Here is a 16,991-nt window from a genome sequence, read left to right on the forward strand (position 1 = left end):
TCCGTAGCCGGGGGCTTCAGAGCCGGTCGTGCTCCGCGGCCTCGCCAGGGATGAGCGGGATGGCTGCTGCAGGCAACAGCGCGACGGCGGCGAAAGCCAGCGGGTAGCCGACAAGTCCGATCAGGGCCCCGACCGCGGGGCCGACGATGGAGGCCGCCAGGAATTGTCCGGTGTTCTGGGCGCCGAGGGCCCGCCCGGCCCAGGATGCACCGGCCATCTCGGCGACCGAGGTGAACGCGAGCCCGTTGTCGGCCACGGTCACTGTCATCGCGATCACCAGGACAATTGCGGCGGCGCTCCATCTCGGCGCCCCGAAAGCCGCGAGCAACAGCATCACCGCGGAGGCAGAGATCGCGACCCAGCGCAGCGGGCGCACCCGACTGCCTACCCGGTCGCTCAGGATGCCGACGCCGATGCGGCCGATCGCCCCGACGAACTGGGCTGCCCCCACGAGAAGTCCCGCGGCGAGGGCCGGCACCTGCAACTGGGTGACCAGCCAGACCAAGCCGAAGACCGACAGGGTGAACTGCGGGAAGACGAGCAGGAGCGAGACCGCGTGGATCCGCCAGAGGAACCCGCTCGAGCGATAGGGGTTGGGGGTCGCAACCCCGGGCTCCGTGACCGGCCGCGGGGGATCGCGGATACCGATCGCGCAGGCGACGGCGAAGACGCCGGTGAGAGCGAGAGGCACGATGAGGGCGGCGCCGATGCCGCCGGCGGAGGCCAGGGTCGGCACCGTCACGGCGGCGATGGTCACGCCGAGGGGCTGGCAGGTCTGGCGGATGCCCATCGCGAGCCCCCGGCGGTCCTTGGGAAACCAGCCGACGACGACGCGACCGCTCGCGGCATTGGTGCTGGCCGCGGCCATCCCTCCCAGCAGGAAGAAGATACCGAGGGCGACATAGCCGGTGGACAGCAGCGCACCGACGGTGGCGAGAGCCACCAGAGCGAGACCGCCCGCGATGACCCATCGCTCGCCGATGCGGTCGGCCAGTGCCCCCCAGGCGATGAGGGTGAGCACCATTCCGATCGTGGGGGTGGCGGCGAGCAGTCCGGCTTGAGCCAGGTTGAGCCCGCGTTCGGTGTGGAGCAGCGGGATGAGGAATGCCGGCACGCTCACGAACACGGTGCCGGAGGTCTGGGCGGCCACTCCGAGGCTGAGAACCGTCCACGCTCGGCGGGCATCGGGGAAGGGAGTGCTCATCGACAGTGCCTTCCTCATTCATTTCGAGTGTAGGGACAATCCGCAACCGCACAGTCGCCCGCCGTTCATCCGGTGGCCAACTGGAGTCCGCTTCGCCTTCCTAGTCTCGCAAGAACGTGAGATTCGAAGAGCGGAGAAAGTGATGAGCATCGTCGCAGTCATTCCCGCGAGGGGCGGCTCCAAGGGCATCCCCGGCAAGAATCTGCGCACCGTCGCCGGCATCCCGCTCGTGGTGCGCGCGATCGTGGCTGCGCGCTCATGCGGACTGATCGATCGCATCGTGGTCACGACCGACGATCCCGCGATCGCGGATGCCTCCCGCGCTGCCGGAGCGGAGGTCATCGACCGCCCGGCTCACCTCTCCGGAGATCGGGCCACCTCGGAGTCGGCCGTGCTTCACGCGCTGGAGCACATCGAGCCGACCGCCGAGATCGTCGTCTTCCTGCAGCCCACCTCGCCGTTCATCGACTCAGCGGCCCTCTGCGAGGCCATCGAACGGGTGCGGAGCGGCAAGGAAGACGTGGTCTTCTCCGGAGTAGAGACCTTCGCCTTCCTGTGGCAGGTCGACGGCGAGGGGCGCGCGACGGGTGTCAACCACGATCCCTCGGCGCGGCCCCGCCGCCAGGATCGTGACCCGCACTTCCAGGAGACCGGCGCCTTCTACGTCATGAGAGCGGCGGGGTTCAGCCGCGCCCGCTTCCGCTTCTTCGGCCGGGTCGGTGTCGCCATCGTGGATGAGCGCACCGGCATCGAGATCGACACCGTCAATGAGCTGATGCTCGCCAACGCGATCGCCCCGCTCGTCGACACCACTTCCACGCCGCATCCGTCCCACTCCCCACAATTGGAGCACTCATGACAGTCCACATCGGCACCTCAGAGGTCGGCACCGGTTCACCGGTCTACGTGATCGCGGAGATCGGCCTCAATCACAACGGCAGCGTCGATACGGCGATCCAGCTCATCGACGTGGCGGCGGATGCTGGCGCCCAGGCCGTGAAGTTCCAGAAGCGCACGCCGGAGATCTCCACGCCGGAACACATGAAGAACACCCCGCGGGACACCCCCTGGGGCATGATGACCTACCTGGAATACCGCTACCGTGTGGAGTTCAGCCGCGAACAGTACATCGAGATCGGCGACTACGCGACCCTCCGCGGACTCGACTGGTTCGCTTCGCCGTGGGATGAGCCCTCGGTCGACTTTCTCGAGGACCTCAACGTCGTCGCGCACAAGGTCGCCTCCGCGTCGGTCACCGACATCGGGATGCTCCAGGCGCTCGCCGCGACCGGCAAGCCCATCATCCTCTCCACCGGTATGTCAACGCTCGAGCAGATCGACCGCGCGGTCGAGGTGCTCGGCACCGGCAACCTGGTGATCCTTCACGCCACCTCGACCTATCCGCTTCCCGCAGAGGAGGCGAACCTGCGCACCATCACCACTCTGCAGAACCGCTACCCCGGAGTGCCGATCGGCTACTCCGGTCACGAGCGCGGCTTGCAGATCTCCATCGCCGCGGTCGCCCTCGGCGCCGTGGCGGTCGAGCGCCACATCACCCTTGACCGCACGATGTGGGGTTCCGACCACGCCGCGTCGCTCGAACCGCAGGGTTTCGAGCACCTCGTGCGCGACATCCGGGTGATCGGTGAGGCCATGGGTGATGGCGTGAAGCGCGTCTTCCCGGGGGAGCTCGCTCCGCTGGCAAAGCTCCGCCGCGTCACTGCCTGACCGCTGCGGACATGACGATCACCCAGGCTGAACCATCCGGAGCCGCCGAACAGGCAGCGGAGCCCGTGTCGACGGCGGGAGTCACCATCCTCGCGATCGCGGACTCCGACTCCTACGTCAAGTGGGGCGCCACCCTGCTCGGCCAGGTGCCGGACGACTGGCAGCGTTCGCTGATCGTACTCGCGAGCCCGGTAATGCCGAGTGGCGAACAGCTCGCCGCGGCGCTCAACGGCACCGCCGAGACGATCGGCGCGCCGCCCATCCTCGACCTGTCTGCCCTGGCCGTTCGCATCGCCACCCTCAAGCCGGATGTCGTGCTCCTGTCGGTGCGCGGACCTCTCGTCAAGGTGGTGGTGCGCGCGATCGTCGGTGCCTCGGAGGTGCGCCCCGTGATCGTGAGCGGACTGCCCGGCATCTCCATTCCCGCGACCAAGAGGGCGATCTCGCATCGAGCCCAGGTCGACTTCTTCGTGCTGCACTCCCGACGCGAGGTTCGCGAATTCGAAGCTCTCGCAGAGCGGATGGGCATCGACATGCCCTTCGGCCTCGCCACGCTTCCGTTCCTGCCGCGACAGGCGCAGCCGCAGAAGACTCAGGGACGCAACCAGAACGGCGAGGTCATCTTCGCGGCACAGGCGAAGGTGCCGGCCGAGAAGGCGGATCGGCTCGCCCTGCTCGGCTGGCTCGCCGAGTCGGCACGGCGGCATCCGTATCTCCGGGTCGTGGTGAAGGTGCGCGCGGCGCGCGGCGAGCAGCAGACACACGCGGAACGCTACGACTACGCCGATCTCATGGACGAGCTCCAGCCGCGGGCGCCGCACAATCTCGTAGTGGCCGGTGGCGCCATGTCCGACCACCTCGCCGGCGCGGCCGGTCTGATCACGGTGAGCTCGACGGCCGCGATCGAGGCGATCGCCCTCTCCATCCCGGTGATCATCGTCAAAGACTTCGGAGTGAGCGCCGAACTCATCAACACCGTCTTCGAAGGCAGTGGCCTCCTCGGCAACTGCGGCGACCTGGTGGAGGGACGCTTCCGGCACCCGGAGGCGGAGTGGCTCGACGACAACTATTTCCATGGCGCCGAGCAGAACGACTGGCTGCGTCGGGTCGATGAGCTCGTCGCCGTTCGCGCGACCGGGGACTTCCCGCTCAAGGCTCTGCGGCACGGCGCGTTCGGGGGAGTGGTTCGTCGGGCCTGGGACCGCAAGCGCGCCCTCGGTCGGTTCGACCGGTCGTGGAGCGGAATGGTCGCCCTCATGCTCGGCACTCCGGTGCGATACGCGCTCATGGTCGCGCGCGGCGTGCGCAGCCGTCGCGCTCGCACCCGGCTCGCGAACGTGGAGACCGTCGGGGAGCAATGACGGCGGTCAGCGTGCTCGCCACGCGGCCAAGCGCCGCGGTCTCGAGCGGCTTTCGCAGCGACATCCAAGGCCTTCGCGCCGTCGCGGTGATGCTCGTCGTGCTCGGCCACGCCGGCGTGCCGGGTCTCGGTGGCGGATACATCGGTGTGGACGTGTTCTTCGTGATCTCCGGTTATCTCATCACGTGTCACCTCCTCACCGAGCTCGAGAGGCACGGACGCATCCGTCTCGGCCGTTTCTATGTGCGCCGAGCGCGGCGCATCCTTCCCGCTGCGCTCGCCGTGCTCGTGCTCACCGTCGTCGCCTCGCTCGCTCTCGTGCCTCCGCTCCGACTGCCCGAGATACTGAAGGATGCCGCGGCGACCGCCCTGTGGGTGCCCAACGTGCGCTTCGCGATCGACAAGACCGACTACCTCTCCGGCAGCGCCCCGTCTCCACTCCAGCACTACTGGTCGCTCGGGGTCGAGGAGCAGTTCTACCTGTTCTGGCCGCTGCTGCTTCTGCTGATCTTCGTGCTGGCGAGACGATCGAAGCGGATGCTCGGGCTCGCTGTCGCGGTGCTCGCGGTGCTCTCTTTCGCGGCCTGTCTTCTCGTTTCCCCCGTCGCGCAGCCGGTGGCGTTCTTCTCACTTCCGACGCGGGCGTGGGAGCTCGCCGTGGGAGGAGTGGTCGTCTTCCTCGTGCCCCTAGCCCGCCGACTCGCCGGCGGGCACGCCGCACCGCTCGCTGGGGTAGTCGGTTGGATCGGCCTCGCCGCGACCATCGGCGGTGCGCTCCTCCTCGGCACCGAGCCGGGTACCGAGACCGCCTACCCGGGCGTCGCGACCCTCGTGCCCGTTCTCGGCACCGCCCTCGTCATTCTCGCGGGATCGGCGGGGGCAGCACCCGGTCGGTCAGTCGGGCGGCTGCTGGCCGTCCGTCCGCTGCAGTATCTCGGCCGCATCTCGTTCTCCCTCTACCTCGTCCACTGGCCTCTGCTCGTCGTCGCGCACGAGCGCCTCGGCCTTGCCACCCCCCTCCCGTCATGGCTCGGCGTCGCGCTCGCCCTCGTGGCGGTGCCCCTGGCCGCAGCGCTGTACGCGGGGGTGGAGTCGCCGCTGCGCCTCTCGTCCGGCAGCTCGGCCCGATCGACCCCGCTGCTGGCGGTGGCGATTCCCACTGTGATCGCGGTCGCTCTGCTCGCGACGGTTCTTGTGGTCGAGAGCAATCCGCTGCGTTCGAACCGCGCGGCCGGGCCGACGGCCATCACCGCTCCGCCGACCGCGACGGACTTCGTGCCGAGAGACCTCGCGCCGACTCTCGCCGGTGCAGCAGCCGATACCGGCGCGCTGTACAAACGCGGGTGCCAGCAGACTCTGGGGGAGTCGGAACCGCTGCGCTGCACCTTCGGCGATCGTGGCTCACCCGTCGTCATGGTGTTGTTCGGCGACTCGCACGCGGGCAGGTGGGCCTCAGCTCTCGACGAGGTGGCCCGGGCGAGAGGCATCCGTCTCGAGACCTACACGAAGTCGGGGTGCCGCTCCGAGGAGAGGGACAGCCTGTGGGACGACCCGGCGAACCGCTCGTGTACGCAGTGGCGCAAGAACGTGGTGGCCCGGCTCTCCTTAGAGAAACCGGATGTCATTGTGCTGACGAACCATCTGGGACCGACCTCGCCGAGCAACGACGGCGCCGTGCAAGCGGATTGGGAACGCGCCGCCACGAGCACGATGGAGCGGTTGCCGGCCGCCTCCCGCGTCATCACGATCGCCGACACTCCCCAGTTTCCGGCCTCACCCCCCGACTGTCTCTCCGCGCACCTCGCCGACACCTCGACGTGCAGCATCCCGCGCGAGACCGCCTTCAGCACGGCGATCAGCTCGGCGCAGAGCACTGTCGCGGCGCGCACCGGGAGCGGTTTCGTCGATCTCTCTGACTTCTTCTGTTCGCCGACGACCTGCGCGCCGATCATCGGCTCGACACTCGTCTATTCCGACGAGCATCACATGACGGCGACCTTCAGCCGCCTTCTCGCTCCGGCTCTCGATGCCGCCCTCGCCCCGTATTTGTCGGCGGGATGACCGGCGCGACATTCATACCGGCCGGACATTCATACCGGCACGATGTTCACTCCGGCACGACGCCTCGTGCACACCACGCCAGCGCCGAAACCTCGAATGGGGCCGTCGGCACCGACGCCGCACAGCGCATTCTGAGAGCTTCGCGGCGGCCATCCGTCAGCCCACTGACATAGGCTCCGGCGGGGCCGACGCCCAGGGTGTACGGATGCCACCACTCATCGAAGGACGCGAAGTGACGAGTCACGGAGAGGGCCGACGATTCGATGCTGTGCAAGCCGGCGACACTGAACAGCTCGGCGAGGTGCCCCTCCCGCGTGCCGGCGAGTTTTGCTTCGCCGGCGGCCGTCGGGTCGAGGTCGTGCACGGCTCTCCAGAAGGTCGCGAGCGGGCCACGATCGCCCGCGTGGTCCCAGACGCAGGCCGTGACCAGTCCGCCGGACCTCGTGACGCGAGCCATCTCGCGCAGCCCGGCCACGGGATCGGCCATGAAATGCACCACCAGTTGGGCGAGCGCCGCATCGAACTCCCCGTCTCCGAACGGCAGGTGCTCCGCTCCGGCGAGCCGGACATCGAGCCCCGGAACGCGCCGCGTCGTCGCCTCCACGAAGGAGGGCGACGGGTCGACCGCGGCGACGGCTCCCGTGCCGAGTCGCCGCGCCAGTTGTTCGGTGAGCGCGCCGGTGCCGCAGCCCACGTCGAGGGCGCGGTAGTGCGGCTGCAGCTGCGACCAGTCGGCGAAGAGTGGGGCGAGCGGCTCGGAATACTGGCCCATGAATCGGCCGTAGGCGGCCGCCGAGACATCGAAACTCATGGGGGGAACGCTACTCCCGCGGCCACCCCAGTGGGCAGCTTGCGGCACAGCCTAGGGGTTACCGATGTCTTCACTACGGCAGATTTCCGACTGTGTCTCCCTGCGTCCTACTCGCTTGCCCGCGGATGAACGAACCGTGCAGCATGGCCGGATGCCCAACCAGAACTCGCCCCGCCAGATCCGTTTCAACGCCTTCGACATGAACTGCGTCGCCCACCAGTCCTCGGGGATGTGGCGTCACCCCGACGATCAGGCGTGGCGCTACAAAGACCTCGACTACTGGACGGAACTCGCCAGACTCCTCGAGCGGGGCACCTTCGACGGCATCTTCATCGCCGATGTGCTCGGAACCTACGACGTGTACGGCGGGTCCAACGAGGCGGCGATCCGGCACGGCGCCCAGGTGCCGGTGAACGACCCGGTGCTGCTCGTCTCGGCGATGGCGCACGTGACCGAGAACCTCGGGTTCGGCATCACCGCGGGCACCTCCTACGAGCATCCCTATCCCTTCGCCCGCCGCATGTCGACCCTCGACCACCTCACCAAGGGTCGGGTCGGGTGGAACGTGGTGACCGGCTACCTGCCGAGCGCCGCGCGCAACATGGGCCACGACGACCAGCTCGAGCACGACGACCGCTATGACGTCGCCGACGAATACCTCGAGGTGCTCTACAAGCTCTGGGAGGGCTCCTGGGAGGATGACGCGGTGCAGCGCAATCGGGAGACCGGCGTGTTCACCGACCCGGCGAAGGTGCACGAGATCCGGCACAGTGGCAAGAACTTCACGGTCCCCGGCATCCACCTCTCCGAGCCGTCGACGCAGCGCACGCCGGTGATCTACCAGGCGGGGGCCTCGGGCCGGGGCATCCAGTTCGCCGCGGGCAATGCCGAAGCCATCTTCGTCGCCGCTCCCACCAAAGCCGTGCTGAAGACCTCTGTTGCCAAGATCCGCGACGCGCTCGAAGCCGCCGGCCGCGACCGCTACTCCGCGAAGATCTACACCCTGCTCACCATCATCACCGACTCGACCGAGCAGAAGGCGAAGGCGAAGCACGAGGACTTCTTGCAGTACGCGAGTGACGAGGGAGCCCTCGTGTTCATGTCCGGGTGGATGGGAATCGACCTGTCGCAATACGACCTCGACGAGCCCGTGGGCAATGTGAAGAGCAACGCCATCCAATCGGTGATCGCCAACTACGCGGAATCCGCCCAGAATGGCGAGGAGTTCACGGTCAGCGACATCGGCCGGCTCGGGGCCATCGGCGGGCTGGGGCCGTTCATCGTCGGCTCGGGCGAGCAGATCGCCGACCAGCTGCAGGAGTGGGTGGAGGAGACCGACGTCGACGGCTTCAACCTCGCCTACGCGATCACCCCCGGCACCTTCGAGGACATCGTGGAGCACGTCATCCCGGTGCTGCGCGACAGAGGGGCATACCCGGAGGCCTACACCCCGGGATCCCTGCGCCAGAAGTTGCACGGCCGGGGTGACCGGCTGCCCGTCGAGCACAAGGGAGCGTCGTTCCGAATCGGAGGCACCGGCTCGACGTCGCCTCGGTGAGAGCCCCGCTGGGCGCGCCGCGCTCACTCGCCTGTGGATAACCTCGGCGCGGATTCGCTCCACCGATCGATGATGTGGGGATGTCCACCGCCGTCGCCCTCATCACGGAACAGGTGCGAGAGCGCGTGCGGCGCGACGGGGTGGATCTCGGGGGTGACCGGCAGGGCGCGCTGGTCGACCGGTACGTGCAAGAAGAGATGCGGCGCTACTGCGAACGGGCGCTCGGCGGATCCCTGCCCATGTTGCACGATGAGCACCAGGCCGCGCGCGAGATCATGGCCTCGATCACCGGCTTCGGAGCGCTGCAGCCGTTCTTCGACGATCCGGAGATCGAGGAGATCTGGATCAACGGACCCTCGAAGGTCTTCGTCGCCCGCAACGGGGTGCCGGAGCTCACGAGCGTGCTGCTCTCGGACACCGAGGTGCGCGACCTCGTGGAGCGGATGCTGCAGTCGACCGGTCGTCGGGTCGATCTCTCCTCGCCCTTCGTCGATGCCTCGCTTCCCGACGGATCGCGGCTGCATGTCGTGATCCCAGACGTGACCCGGCGGCACTGGGCTGTCAACATCCGCAAGTTCACCCAGCGCATCCGGGATCTGCAGCGGCTCGTCGCCCTCGGTTCGCTCACCCATCAGGCGGCGGAGTTCCTGCGTTTGTGTGTGCTCTCGGGGCAGAACATCCTGGTCTCCGGCGCGACGCAGAGCGGCAAGACCACCCTGTTGAACGCGTTGCTCTCGGGCGTGCGCACCGGCGAGCGCATCGTCACCGTCGAGGAGACATTCGAACTCGACCTCTCGGCGCGGGATGTCGTCGGCCTGCAGTGTCGCCAACCGAGTCTCGAGGGCACCGGCGAGATCACCCTTCGCCGACTCATCAAGGAGGCATTGCGGATGCGCCCCGACCGGCTCGTCGTCGGAGAGGTGCGCGAAGCAGAGTCGCTCGACCTCCTGATCGCCCTCAACAGCGGGCTGCCGGGCATGTGCTCGATCCACGCCAACAGCGCACGGGATGCCCTCGCCAAGCTCTGCACCCTGCCGCTGCTGGCCGGGCGCAACATCGACTCCTCTTTCGTGGTGCCGACGGTCGCCGCATCCGTCGACATGGTCGTGCACTGCGAACTCGCGCGAAACGGCCAGCGACCTATCACCGAGATCCTCGCGCCGAGTGGCTTCGTCACCGGCGGCACGATCGTGGAGGCCAGCCTCATCTTCGCTCTTCAGCGCGGGGTGCTCACCGCCACCGGAAGCTATCCGAGCCGCAGCGGCAAATTCGATGCAGCAGGATTCGACCTCGCCTCGATTCTGGCGGGGGTGGCCGCATGACGCTCACCGTGGTGCTCGGCTTGGTGTTGGGATTGGGGGTCGTGCTCATCGTCTCTCCGTTCGCCTGGCCGGCGACAGGAGAGGCGCGTACGCGATCCCGGAGCGCAGGAGGATTCCTGCGCCAGAGGCTCTCCCAGGCCGGGCTGCCCTCGGTATCGCTGACTGCGGTCGGCGCGGTATGCGTTGTCGGCGGGGTTGCGATCGCGGCGCTCAGTTTCGCCCTCGTTCCGGTCGTGGTGATCTCGTTGATCGCGGGAGTCGGCGCCCTCGCCCTCCCGCTCGCGATGATCCAGTGGCGGGTCCGTTCGCGCCGACGGGCAGCCCGGGTGCTCTGGCCTGACATCGTCGACCATCTCGTCTCGGCGGTGCGCTCGGGACTCGCGCTGCCGGACAGCGTCATGACCCTCGCTCACACCGGGCCGGTGACGACCCGAGACGCGTTCTCGGAGTTCGCGCGGGACTATCGGGCCACCGGGAATTTCGGCCTGAGCATCGACGCGCTCAAGGACCGGCTCGCCGACCCGGTAGCTGACCGGATCCTCGAGACGCTGCGGATGTCGCGCGAGGTCGGGGGGAGCGAGCTGACGACCGTGCTGCGCAACCTGTCGTCCTACCTGCGACAAGAGGCAGCCCTCCGCTCCGAGGTGGAGGCACGCCAGTCGTGGGTGGTGAACGCCGCCCGGCTCGGTGTCGCTGCGCCGTGGGTCATCCTCGTGTTGCTCGCCACCCGGCCCGAGGCGGCCGCTGCCTACAACACCTTCGGGGGTGGGTTGCTGATCGTCGGTGGTCTCCTCGTGACGGTGATCGCCTACCGCCTGATGCTCGCCCTCGGCCGCTTCCCCCAGGAGCGCCGATGGTTCGCCTAGACGCCCTCTCCGGGTGGGCAGTGCTCTGCGGGCTCGGGCTCGGCCTGGGGCTCTGGTCGCTTGCCAGCCTCGTGCCCCGATTGAGCCGGCCGCGGCTCACCGCCAGGGTAGCGCCCTACGTTGTCGACGTTTCGGCGGGTGCCCGGGAGCTCCTCGGCCGCCACACCGTCGATCCCCTTCCGGCGATCGGAGCGCTGTTCGGCCCGGCCCTGGAACGGCTCCGAACCCTGCTCGGCTCCGCACTGGGCGGAGGCGCCACCATCGAGTTGCGCCTGCGGCAATCGTCGTCGCCCCTCACTGTCGAGGCCTTTCGATCCCGCCAGTTGGCGTGGGGCATCGGCGCCGCGCTTCTCGGACTGGCCGCGCCCCTGGCACTTGCTCGAGTGCGCCCGATCGCTCCCGCCCTGCTCGGCGCCATCGTGGTCGTCTCAGCGATATTCGGAATCGTGCTCTGCGACCGGATGCTGCACCGGGCCGCCCTGAAGCGCCTCGCGCGGATCACCGCCGAACTGCCGACGGTGTTGGAGTTCCTCACCCTCAGCCTCTCGGCAGGCGAGGGTATCCTCGATGCCCTCCGGCGCGTCGGCAGGGTGAGCCACGGCGAGCTGGCTGTCGAGTTCGCGGCCGTCGTCACTGTCGTCAACACCGGGGTGCCGCTCGCCGAATCACTCCACGCTCTCGCTTCCGGCATCCGCCTCCCCGCGCTCTCCCGATGCATCGACCAGGTGACCGGCGCGCTGGAGCGAGGCACTCCCCTCGCGGCGGTGCTGCGTGCCCAAGCCCAGGATGCACGCGACGACGCCAAGCGGGAGCTTCTCGAGGTCGCCGGCAAGAAAGAAGTGGCGATGCTGGTGCCGCTTGAACGAGAGTTAGGATACTGCTGTGAAAGACACCAGCAACCCCATCCGCGCCGGCATCTACGCGCGCATCTCGCAGGACACAGCCGGTGACGGCAAGGGAGTAGCCCGACAGCTCGACGAATGCATCGCGCTCGCGGAACGTAAGGGCTGGACGGTCGTCGAGCAGTACGTCGACAACGACGTCAGCGCCACTCGTTCTCGCCTCCGCCCCGAATACGAGCGGATGCTCGAGGCGGCCCGCTCTGGCCACATCGCTGCAGTCGTGGTTTGGAACATCGACAGGCTGACGCGCTCGCCGCGTGAACTCGAAGACGTCATCGACCTCGCCGACCGTAGCGGCTTCAAGGTCGCGAACCTCGGCGGCGACGTCGATCTCTCAACGCCGAGCGGCCGCATGAACGCACGCATCCTGGGCAACGTCGCCCGCGCCGAGACGGAGAGCATGTCCCGCCGGCTCCAGAGCAAGTTCAAGCAGCGCGCATCCGAAGGACACCCCCACGGCTACGCGCCCTACGGGTACCGACGGGTCAACGGTCGTGACGTGGCGGACCAGGCGCTCGCCGAGGTCATCCGGGACCTTGCCGCCAGGACTCTCGCCGGTCACTCGCTACGGTCAATCGCCACAGACCTTACCGCTCGTGGCGTACCGTCACCGGGTGACCACCTCGCCGTCCGCCGTCGTGTCAAGGACGGCGAGACAGAAGCAGCGGCGCTCGCCGCGGTCACGGCTAGCCCGTCCGCCTGGAACTCCACGATCCTCCGCCAGCTGCTCATCCGCCCGACGCTCGCCGGCCGTCGCCAGTACCAGGGCCGCGTCGTCGGCGAAGCGACCACTGAGGCGATCCTTGACGCCGAGACCCACGAGTTGCTCGTCGCGCACCTCACAGATCCCGCGCGGAAGTCGAACCACGTCGGCCCGAAGTACAAGCACCTCCTCTCCGGGCTCGCGATCTGCGGCCGCTGTGGAGCTTCGATGCGCCGCCAAGTTGGGCGGACCATCGATCAAGGCGCGAAGAAGCGACAGCCGCCCTCCTACTGCTGTTCGGGGTGCTTCCGCGTCCGCCGCCAGCAGGTCGCCGTCGACGAGTGGGTCATCGACAACCTCCTCGAGCGCCTCAGCCGCCCCGACGCCGCTGCCGCACTCGCCGCAGTATCAACCGACCCCGCGGCCGTCCGCGACGCCTACGACGACCGCGATCGCCTCACTGACAAGCTCGCGGCCGCCGCCGACCAGTGGGCCGACGATTCGATCACCGACGCCCAGTTCCAACGCCTCACAGCTCGCCTACGCGCCGATCTCGCTGCCGTTGAGCGTCGCCTCGCGACCCTTCATCCGAAGAGCCGCGTCGCCGAACTCACCACGGCCGACAGCCGGACGGTCTGGGAGTCCTGGCCGGTCGACGCGCAGCGCGACGTCATCGAAGCGCTGCTCACCGTCACTATCCACCCCGCCGGCTCCGGCCGCTCCTTCGATACCGAGACGGTAGAGATCCAATGGAATTCCTAACTTCGACCAGCCGCGCTCGCGGCACCGCCCTCGCCTACCGAAGCGAGAAGCGATGAGCACGTCCGCTGCAAACCTCCAGCCCGTGCTGACGCTTCGCTGCCAGGAGGGCAAGCTCATCGCCAGGGCCTACCGCGACGGCGATCGCATCTGGCTCGAAGCGGCGCACGTGCTCGTCGCGTCCGCTGAGCCGTATGGCCTCTACGACATCCGCGCTCTGCCCCGCGGCGAGCGGCCTACCGACACCGTCGCTCCTGTCGTCAACATCGGCCCCGACTCTCGAGTAGCCAACGCCAGCACGCAGCTCGCCTGCGGATGTCGCCAACCTGTCGATATCCACCCCAGCCACATCCGTGCACGGATAGCCGAGCTGGACGCCGACGACGAGATCCGTTCGCTCATACGCAGCACCCGAATCGACGCCGAATTCGCGGAGCGCCGCGAGATGCGCCTTAAGCACGTCGCCCGTTCGCGCTAACGTAACTACTGCCTGGCTTATCGGTAGCCAAAACCACAACTTCCGCATCGGGCCGCGGTCGACAACCTCGAAGAGGTGTCGTCTCCATGCCCATCCTTACACCCGCGTCGCGCAGCCTGAAAGCCCGCGTCGCCCGAGCCACCAATGACCGACGCGTAACCCCCACGGCGCTCGCTGAACTCCGCCGCGAATTTATCGCTTCCGCCCTCGCCGACTACATGGCAGCCAAGCTCGCGGACGCCCCGCAGCTCACGCGCGAGCAATCCGAATCCCTCCACGCCGTGATCCGCCGCCACGCCCGCAGGAGCGGCTCGTGAGCTCCGAGGAACGCGCCGAACGCATCCGCGCCCTGGTCGACGCTGCCCCACCCCTCACGGAGGCACAGGCGGCCGTCCTCCGTTCAGCGATGCGCCGCGCGCGAAGGAAGCCCCCCGAGCCAGAGACTCAGGGGGCGGCGCATCCTCGAAATGGAAACAGCCGCAACCTATCGCCCGCCACTGACAACCCGATCGGCGCTCGCCGGATGCGACCGATCGAGGCCAGCTGATGGGCCGGCGGCTCTCCAAGCAGGCGTGGGAGTCCGACGAATACTTCCAGGTCGGCGCGAACGCGCGCCTGCTGCTGCTCCGGATGGCGCACGTCGCCCTGGACGAGGACCAGAAGGGCAAGACCGGCCGGTGGTACTTCGAGTCCCGTCTGAAGTCCGCTCGCGCCCTGGGCAAGGTCGCCGACGCTCCAAGTGTCGACCCTGATGGCGATGAGCAGCGCAACAAGGCGATGCTTACCGTCCGCCGAGCCGTCGCCGAACTTGTCGCTGCTGGGGCGATCGAACGGCGCAGCGCGGTCGACAAGGAGCATCGGGTCCACACCGGGCGGCAAGAGGAGTACTTCGTCCTGGTCGGCCTCAGCCGGGCGGAGCGCAAGACCTATCTCGCCCGCTGGAGCCCTGTGGAGAATCGCACCGAGCTCTCCGAGCAACGGACAGGAAGTGCACCCCTCTCCGGACAGAAAGTGCACCCCTCTCGGCCGAGTGGGGTGCACTATTCGTCCGCGACTGGGGTGAAGTTTCTGTACCCCCAAGGAACAACTCCAGAGGAACAAGGCAGCGAGGAACAATTTGAGGAACCAGGCAGCTCGCATCCGCGTGGCGCTGTGGACGACGACCGGCTCCGCAATGCCTCGTAGGTGCTCCGAGCCAAACCAGCCCGACGAGTCGTTCGCGGATCCCGTCGACGCGTCGCATGCGGGATCTCCGCGACACCTCTGCCGGCCGCTCTCCTGGTTGACCTCGCTGTCAAAGGCGCGAGGCTCCCGCCATATGCCCGCGCAGGGAGCATCGACTGATGGACGGGACTAGGGGAGTCAAAATCCCAGCACCCGTCCCTCGCGGTGTCGGCGCGGTTAGCGCCGCGCGTGAAGTCTCAGAATGGGGACCCCCCTTGGGCGAGCCTCGAAATCCCGAAATATCAGTGAATAGGAAGGCTGAACAATGACCGAAACCAACCCGGGCGACGATTTTCGTGTTGCTGCAGAGCTCGCCGATGTTGCCTCGTGGGTGCGCGATGCCGAGGCGAACCCGTCGGCTGCCTTCGTTGCGATCCTGCCTCACTTGTCCAGCTACGAGAAGGATGACCTCATTGGCCAGCTCGTCGTGCTCTGCGGCTACGCCATGCTGAAACCCTCGACGATGACGACTGACGAATACCTCTCGCGCCTCATCGTGCTGTTGCGAAGTCAGGAATATCGGCGGGAGCCCTTAGAGTCTGACGAGTAGGGCCAGCGTGCTCTGCCTGGGAAGCCAAAGCGTGAGTGAGCGTGCGGCCGGCCCGAATTAGTGCCAAAGCGACCGGCCGCCAGCGCGCCGCCCGTCAGCCAGGTTCAACACCTCAGTCCGTCAACGGCCAGCGCCCATCGGCCCGCCAGTCGACCTCGAGGACCCTCACTCACCGAGCGTCCACCGGGCGTTCTCTCTCGAAGGATCGAATCAATGAATCCCGCAATCCGACTGCAGCAGATCAAAGACCTGCTCACGCCGATCGCTCGCAAGGCACTAGCCGAGAATCGCAGTTTCACCCCTGGCGAGGAGGCTCAGGTTCGCGCACTGCTCGACGAGGCGGCAACGCTCCGCGACCAGCTCGCCACTACGGCGAAGGCAATCGAGGTGTCTAACGAGATCAAGGCGTTCCTCGGCGGCGACGCCGGAGACGACCGTGACGGGAAGGCCAGTACCTATGACCGCTCCCACGGCGCCTGGACCGAGGCCTTCTCGCGCTCACTGCCCGGCCTGAACCTGGGCCACGGCAGCAAGGGTCTCGTGCTTCCGCCGACGGCGAGCTTCCTCGCTCCGGCACCTCAGCCCATCGCAGCGCAGAACGTGGCCCTGAGTCACCTTCTCGACGTGATCTCGGTGGCGAACAACCTTGCCGGCCCAAGCGTCAGCTACCTCCGCTCGGTCGATCGCGTGCGCGCGTCACGGCCGACCGCACCGGCAACGCTCAAGCCTTCCAAAACGGTCACGCTCGAGAAGGTCGACGCTCCCGCCCGCACGATCGCCGTGATCCTGGAAGATATCAAGAAGCAAGACCTCGACGACTACGCCGACCTGATCAAGTTCCTCGACTTCGAACTCCAGGGCGACGTGCTTGCGACATTGGACTGGGAGATGCTCCTGGGCGACGGCACGGGGGAGCACTTCGAGGGCATCTTCTACGCCGATGGGATCAACGTGCAAGAATTCACGACCACGGCCAGCCAATCACTGCGCCGCGCGATGGCCAGAGTTGAACAGGCCGGTTACCAGAACACCGCGATCGTGCTCTCGCCGCTGGACTTCGCTCTCCTCGAGCTCGAGCTCAACACCGGCGGCGACTACCGGGGCAACCGTGGGCCGGCAGAGCCGGCACCGCGGACCGTCTGGGGTGTTCCGGTTGTGAGCTCGCCGGCCGTCACCGAGGGACTCGCAGCCGTCGGCGACTTCGGCCAAATCGCACTGTGGTTTAGGCAGCAGGTCCAGGTCAACATCACGGAGACCAACTCGGACGACTTCACTAAGAACCTCTACACGGCACGCGCTGAAATGCGGGCCGCATTCGGCGTCCCGACGCCACAGGCACTTTCCCTAGTCGCTCTGAACGGCACGGCGGTATTCCCAGGCACCGGCGCGCCAGTAGGCGGCTAGCAACCAGGCTGCGGCTGCACAGCGGCCACTCGGGTCCAGCGGGCGATGTGCGTCAACCGCT

The 16,991-nt window shown here is 67.7% G+C and carries 16 protein-coding genes; 14 read left to right on the forward strand and 2 right to left on the reverse strand.

The annotated features are described in order from the left end of the window. Positions 1–16 precede the first annotated feature (16 nt). Positions 17–1,204, reverse strand: a complete 1,188-nt coding sequence (locus F1C58_RS04710; protein WP_185203015.1) for an MFS transporter — start codon at positions 1,202–1,204, stop codon at positions 17–19. A gap of 142 nt (positions 1,205–1,346) precedes the next feature. On the opposite strand from F1C58_RS04710, the gene F1C58_RS04715 reads away from it, so the two are divergent. From F1C58_RS04715 to F1C58_RS04730, 4 genes are read left to right on the forward strand one after another with little or no spacing between them, the layout of a single operon-like run. Continuing rightward, positions 1,347–2,063, forward strand: a complete 717-nt coding sequence (locus tag F1C58_RS04715) for a cytidylyltransferase domain-containing protein (RefSeq protein WP_255461266.1) — start codon at positions 1,347–1,349, stop codon at positions 2,061–2,063. Beyond that, entirely contained in the window at positions 2,060–2,932 is an 873-nt protein-coding gene (locus F1C58_RS04720) for an N-acetylneuraminate synthase family protein (protein WP_185203017.1), read from the forward strand. Before F1C58_RS04715 ends, F1C58_RS04720 begins: the two co-directional genes overlap by 4 nt. An 11-nt stretch (positions 2,933–2,943) precedes the next feature. After that, the gene (locus F1C58_RS04725) at positions 2,944–4,293 is read left to right on the forward strand and encodes a DUF6716 putative glycosyltransferase (protein ID WP_185203018.1); all 1,350 of its coding nucleotides are present in this window, start codon (positions 2,944–2,946) and stop codon (positions 4,291–4,293) included. Beyond that, complete coding sequence (locus F1C58_RS04730; protein ID WP_185203019.1) at positions 4,290–6,353, forward strand: acyltransferase family protein; 2,064 nt, start codon at positions 4,290–4,292, stop codon at positions 6,351–6,353. Before F1C58_RS04725 ends, F1C58_RS04730 begins: the two co-directional genes overlap by 4 nt. A 46-nt stretch (positions 6,354–6,399) precedes the next feature. Here F1C58_RS04730 and F1C58_RS04735 read toward each other — a convergent pair whose 3' ends face one another. Then, complete coding sequence (locus F1C58_RS04735) at positions 6,400–7,164, reverse strand: class I SAM-dependent methyltransferase (protein WP_185203020.1); 765 nt, start codon at positions 7,162–7,164, stop codon at positions 6,400–6,402. Positions 7,165–7,315: 151 nt separating this feature from the next. Between F1C58_RS04735 and F1C58_RS04740 the strand changes: the two genes are divergently transcribed. From F1C58_RS04740 to F1C58_RS04785, 10 genes are all read left to right on the forward strand, one after another. Further along, positions 7,316–8,722, forward strand: a complete 1,407-nt coding sequence (locus tag F1C58_RS04740) for an LLM class flavin-dependent oxidoreductase (RefSeq protein ID WP_185203021.1) — start codon at positions 7,316–7,318, stop codon at positions 8,720–8,722. 80 nt (positions 8,723–8,802) lie between these two features. After that, positions 8,803–10,044 carry a CpaF family protein gene (locus F1C58_RS04745; RefSeq protein WP_185203023.1) on the forward strand — a complete coding sequence of 414 codons (1,242 nt, stop codon included), beginning with the start codon at positions 8,803–8,805 and terminating at the stop codon, positions 10,042–10,044. Next, positions 10,041–10,910, forward strand: coding sequence for a type II secretion system F family protein (locus F1C58_RS04750; protein ID WP_185203025.1), 870 nt, complete (start codon positions 10,041–10,043; stop codon positions 10,908–10,910). Before F1C58_RS04745 ends, F1C58_RS04750 begins: the two co-directional genes overlap by 4 nt. Then, entirely contained in the window at positions 10,898–11,860 is a 963-nt protein-coding gene (locus F1C58_RS04755; protein WP_185203026.1) for a type II secretion system F family protein, read from the forward strand. The genes F1C58_RS04750 and F1C58_RS04755 overlap by 13 nt, the downstream gene beginning before the upstream one ends. Continuing rightward, entirely contained in the window at positions 11,793–13,277 is a 1,485-nt protein-coding gene (locus F1C58_RS04760; protein WP_185203028.1) for a recombinase family protein, read from the forward strand. Before F1C58_RS04755 ends, F1C58_RS04760 begins: the two co-directional genes overlap by 68 nt. Positions 13,278–13,329: 52 nt before the next feature. Further along, positions 13,330–13,752, forward strand: a complete 423-nt coding sequence (locus tag F1C58_RS04765; RefSeq protein ID WP_185203030.1) for a hypothetical protein — start codon at positions 13,330–13,332, stop codon at positions 13,750–13,752. 86 nt (positions 13,753–13,838) lie between these two features. Continuing rightward, positions 13,839–14,069, forward strand: coding sequence for a hypothetical protein (locus F1C58_RS04770; protein WP_185203032.1), 231 nt, complete (start codon positions 13,839–13,841; stop codon positions 14,067–14,069). A gap of 229 nt (positions 14,070–14,298) precedes the next feature. After that, entirely contained in the window at positions 14,299–14,937 is a 639-nt protein-coding gene (locus F1C58_RS04775; protein ID WP_185203034.1) for a hypothetical protein, read from the forward strand. A gap of 304 nt (positions 14,938–15,241) precedes the next feature. Next, a complete protein-coding gene (locus F1C58_RS04780) occupies positions 15,242–15,526 on the forward strand; it encodes a hypothetical protein (RefSeq protein WP_185203035.1) in 285 nt (94 codons plus the stop codon). A gap of 213 nt (positions 15,527–15,739) precedes the next feature. After that, positions 15,740–16,930 carry a phage major capsid protein gene (locus F1C58_RS04785; RefSeq protein ID WP_185203037.1) on the forward strand — a complete coding sequence of 397 codons (1,191 nt, stop codon included), beginning with the start codon at positions 15,740–15,742 and terminating at the stop codon, positions 16,928–16,930. Positions 16,931–16,991 lie beyond the last annotated feature (61 nt).

It is taken from the genome of Glaciihabitans sp. INWT7 (genome assembly GCF_014217685.1).
Lineage (GTDB): Bacteria > Actinomycetota > Actinomycetes > Actinomycetales > Microbacteriaceae > Lacisediminihabitans.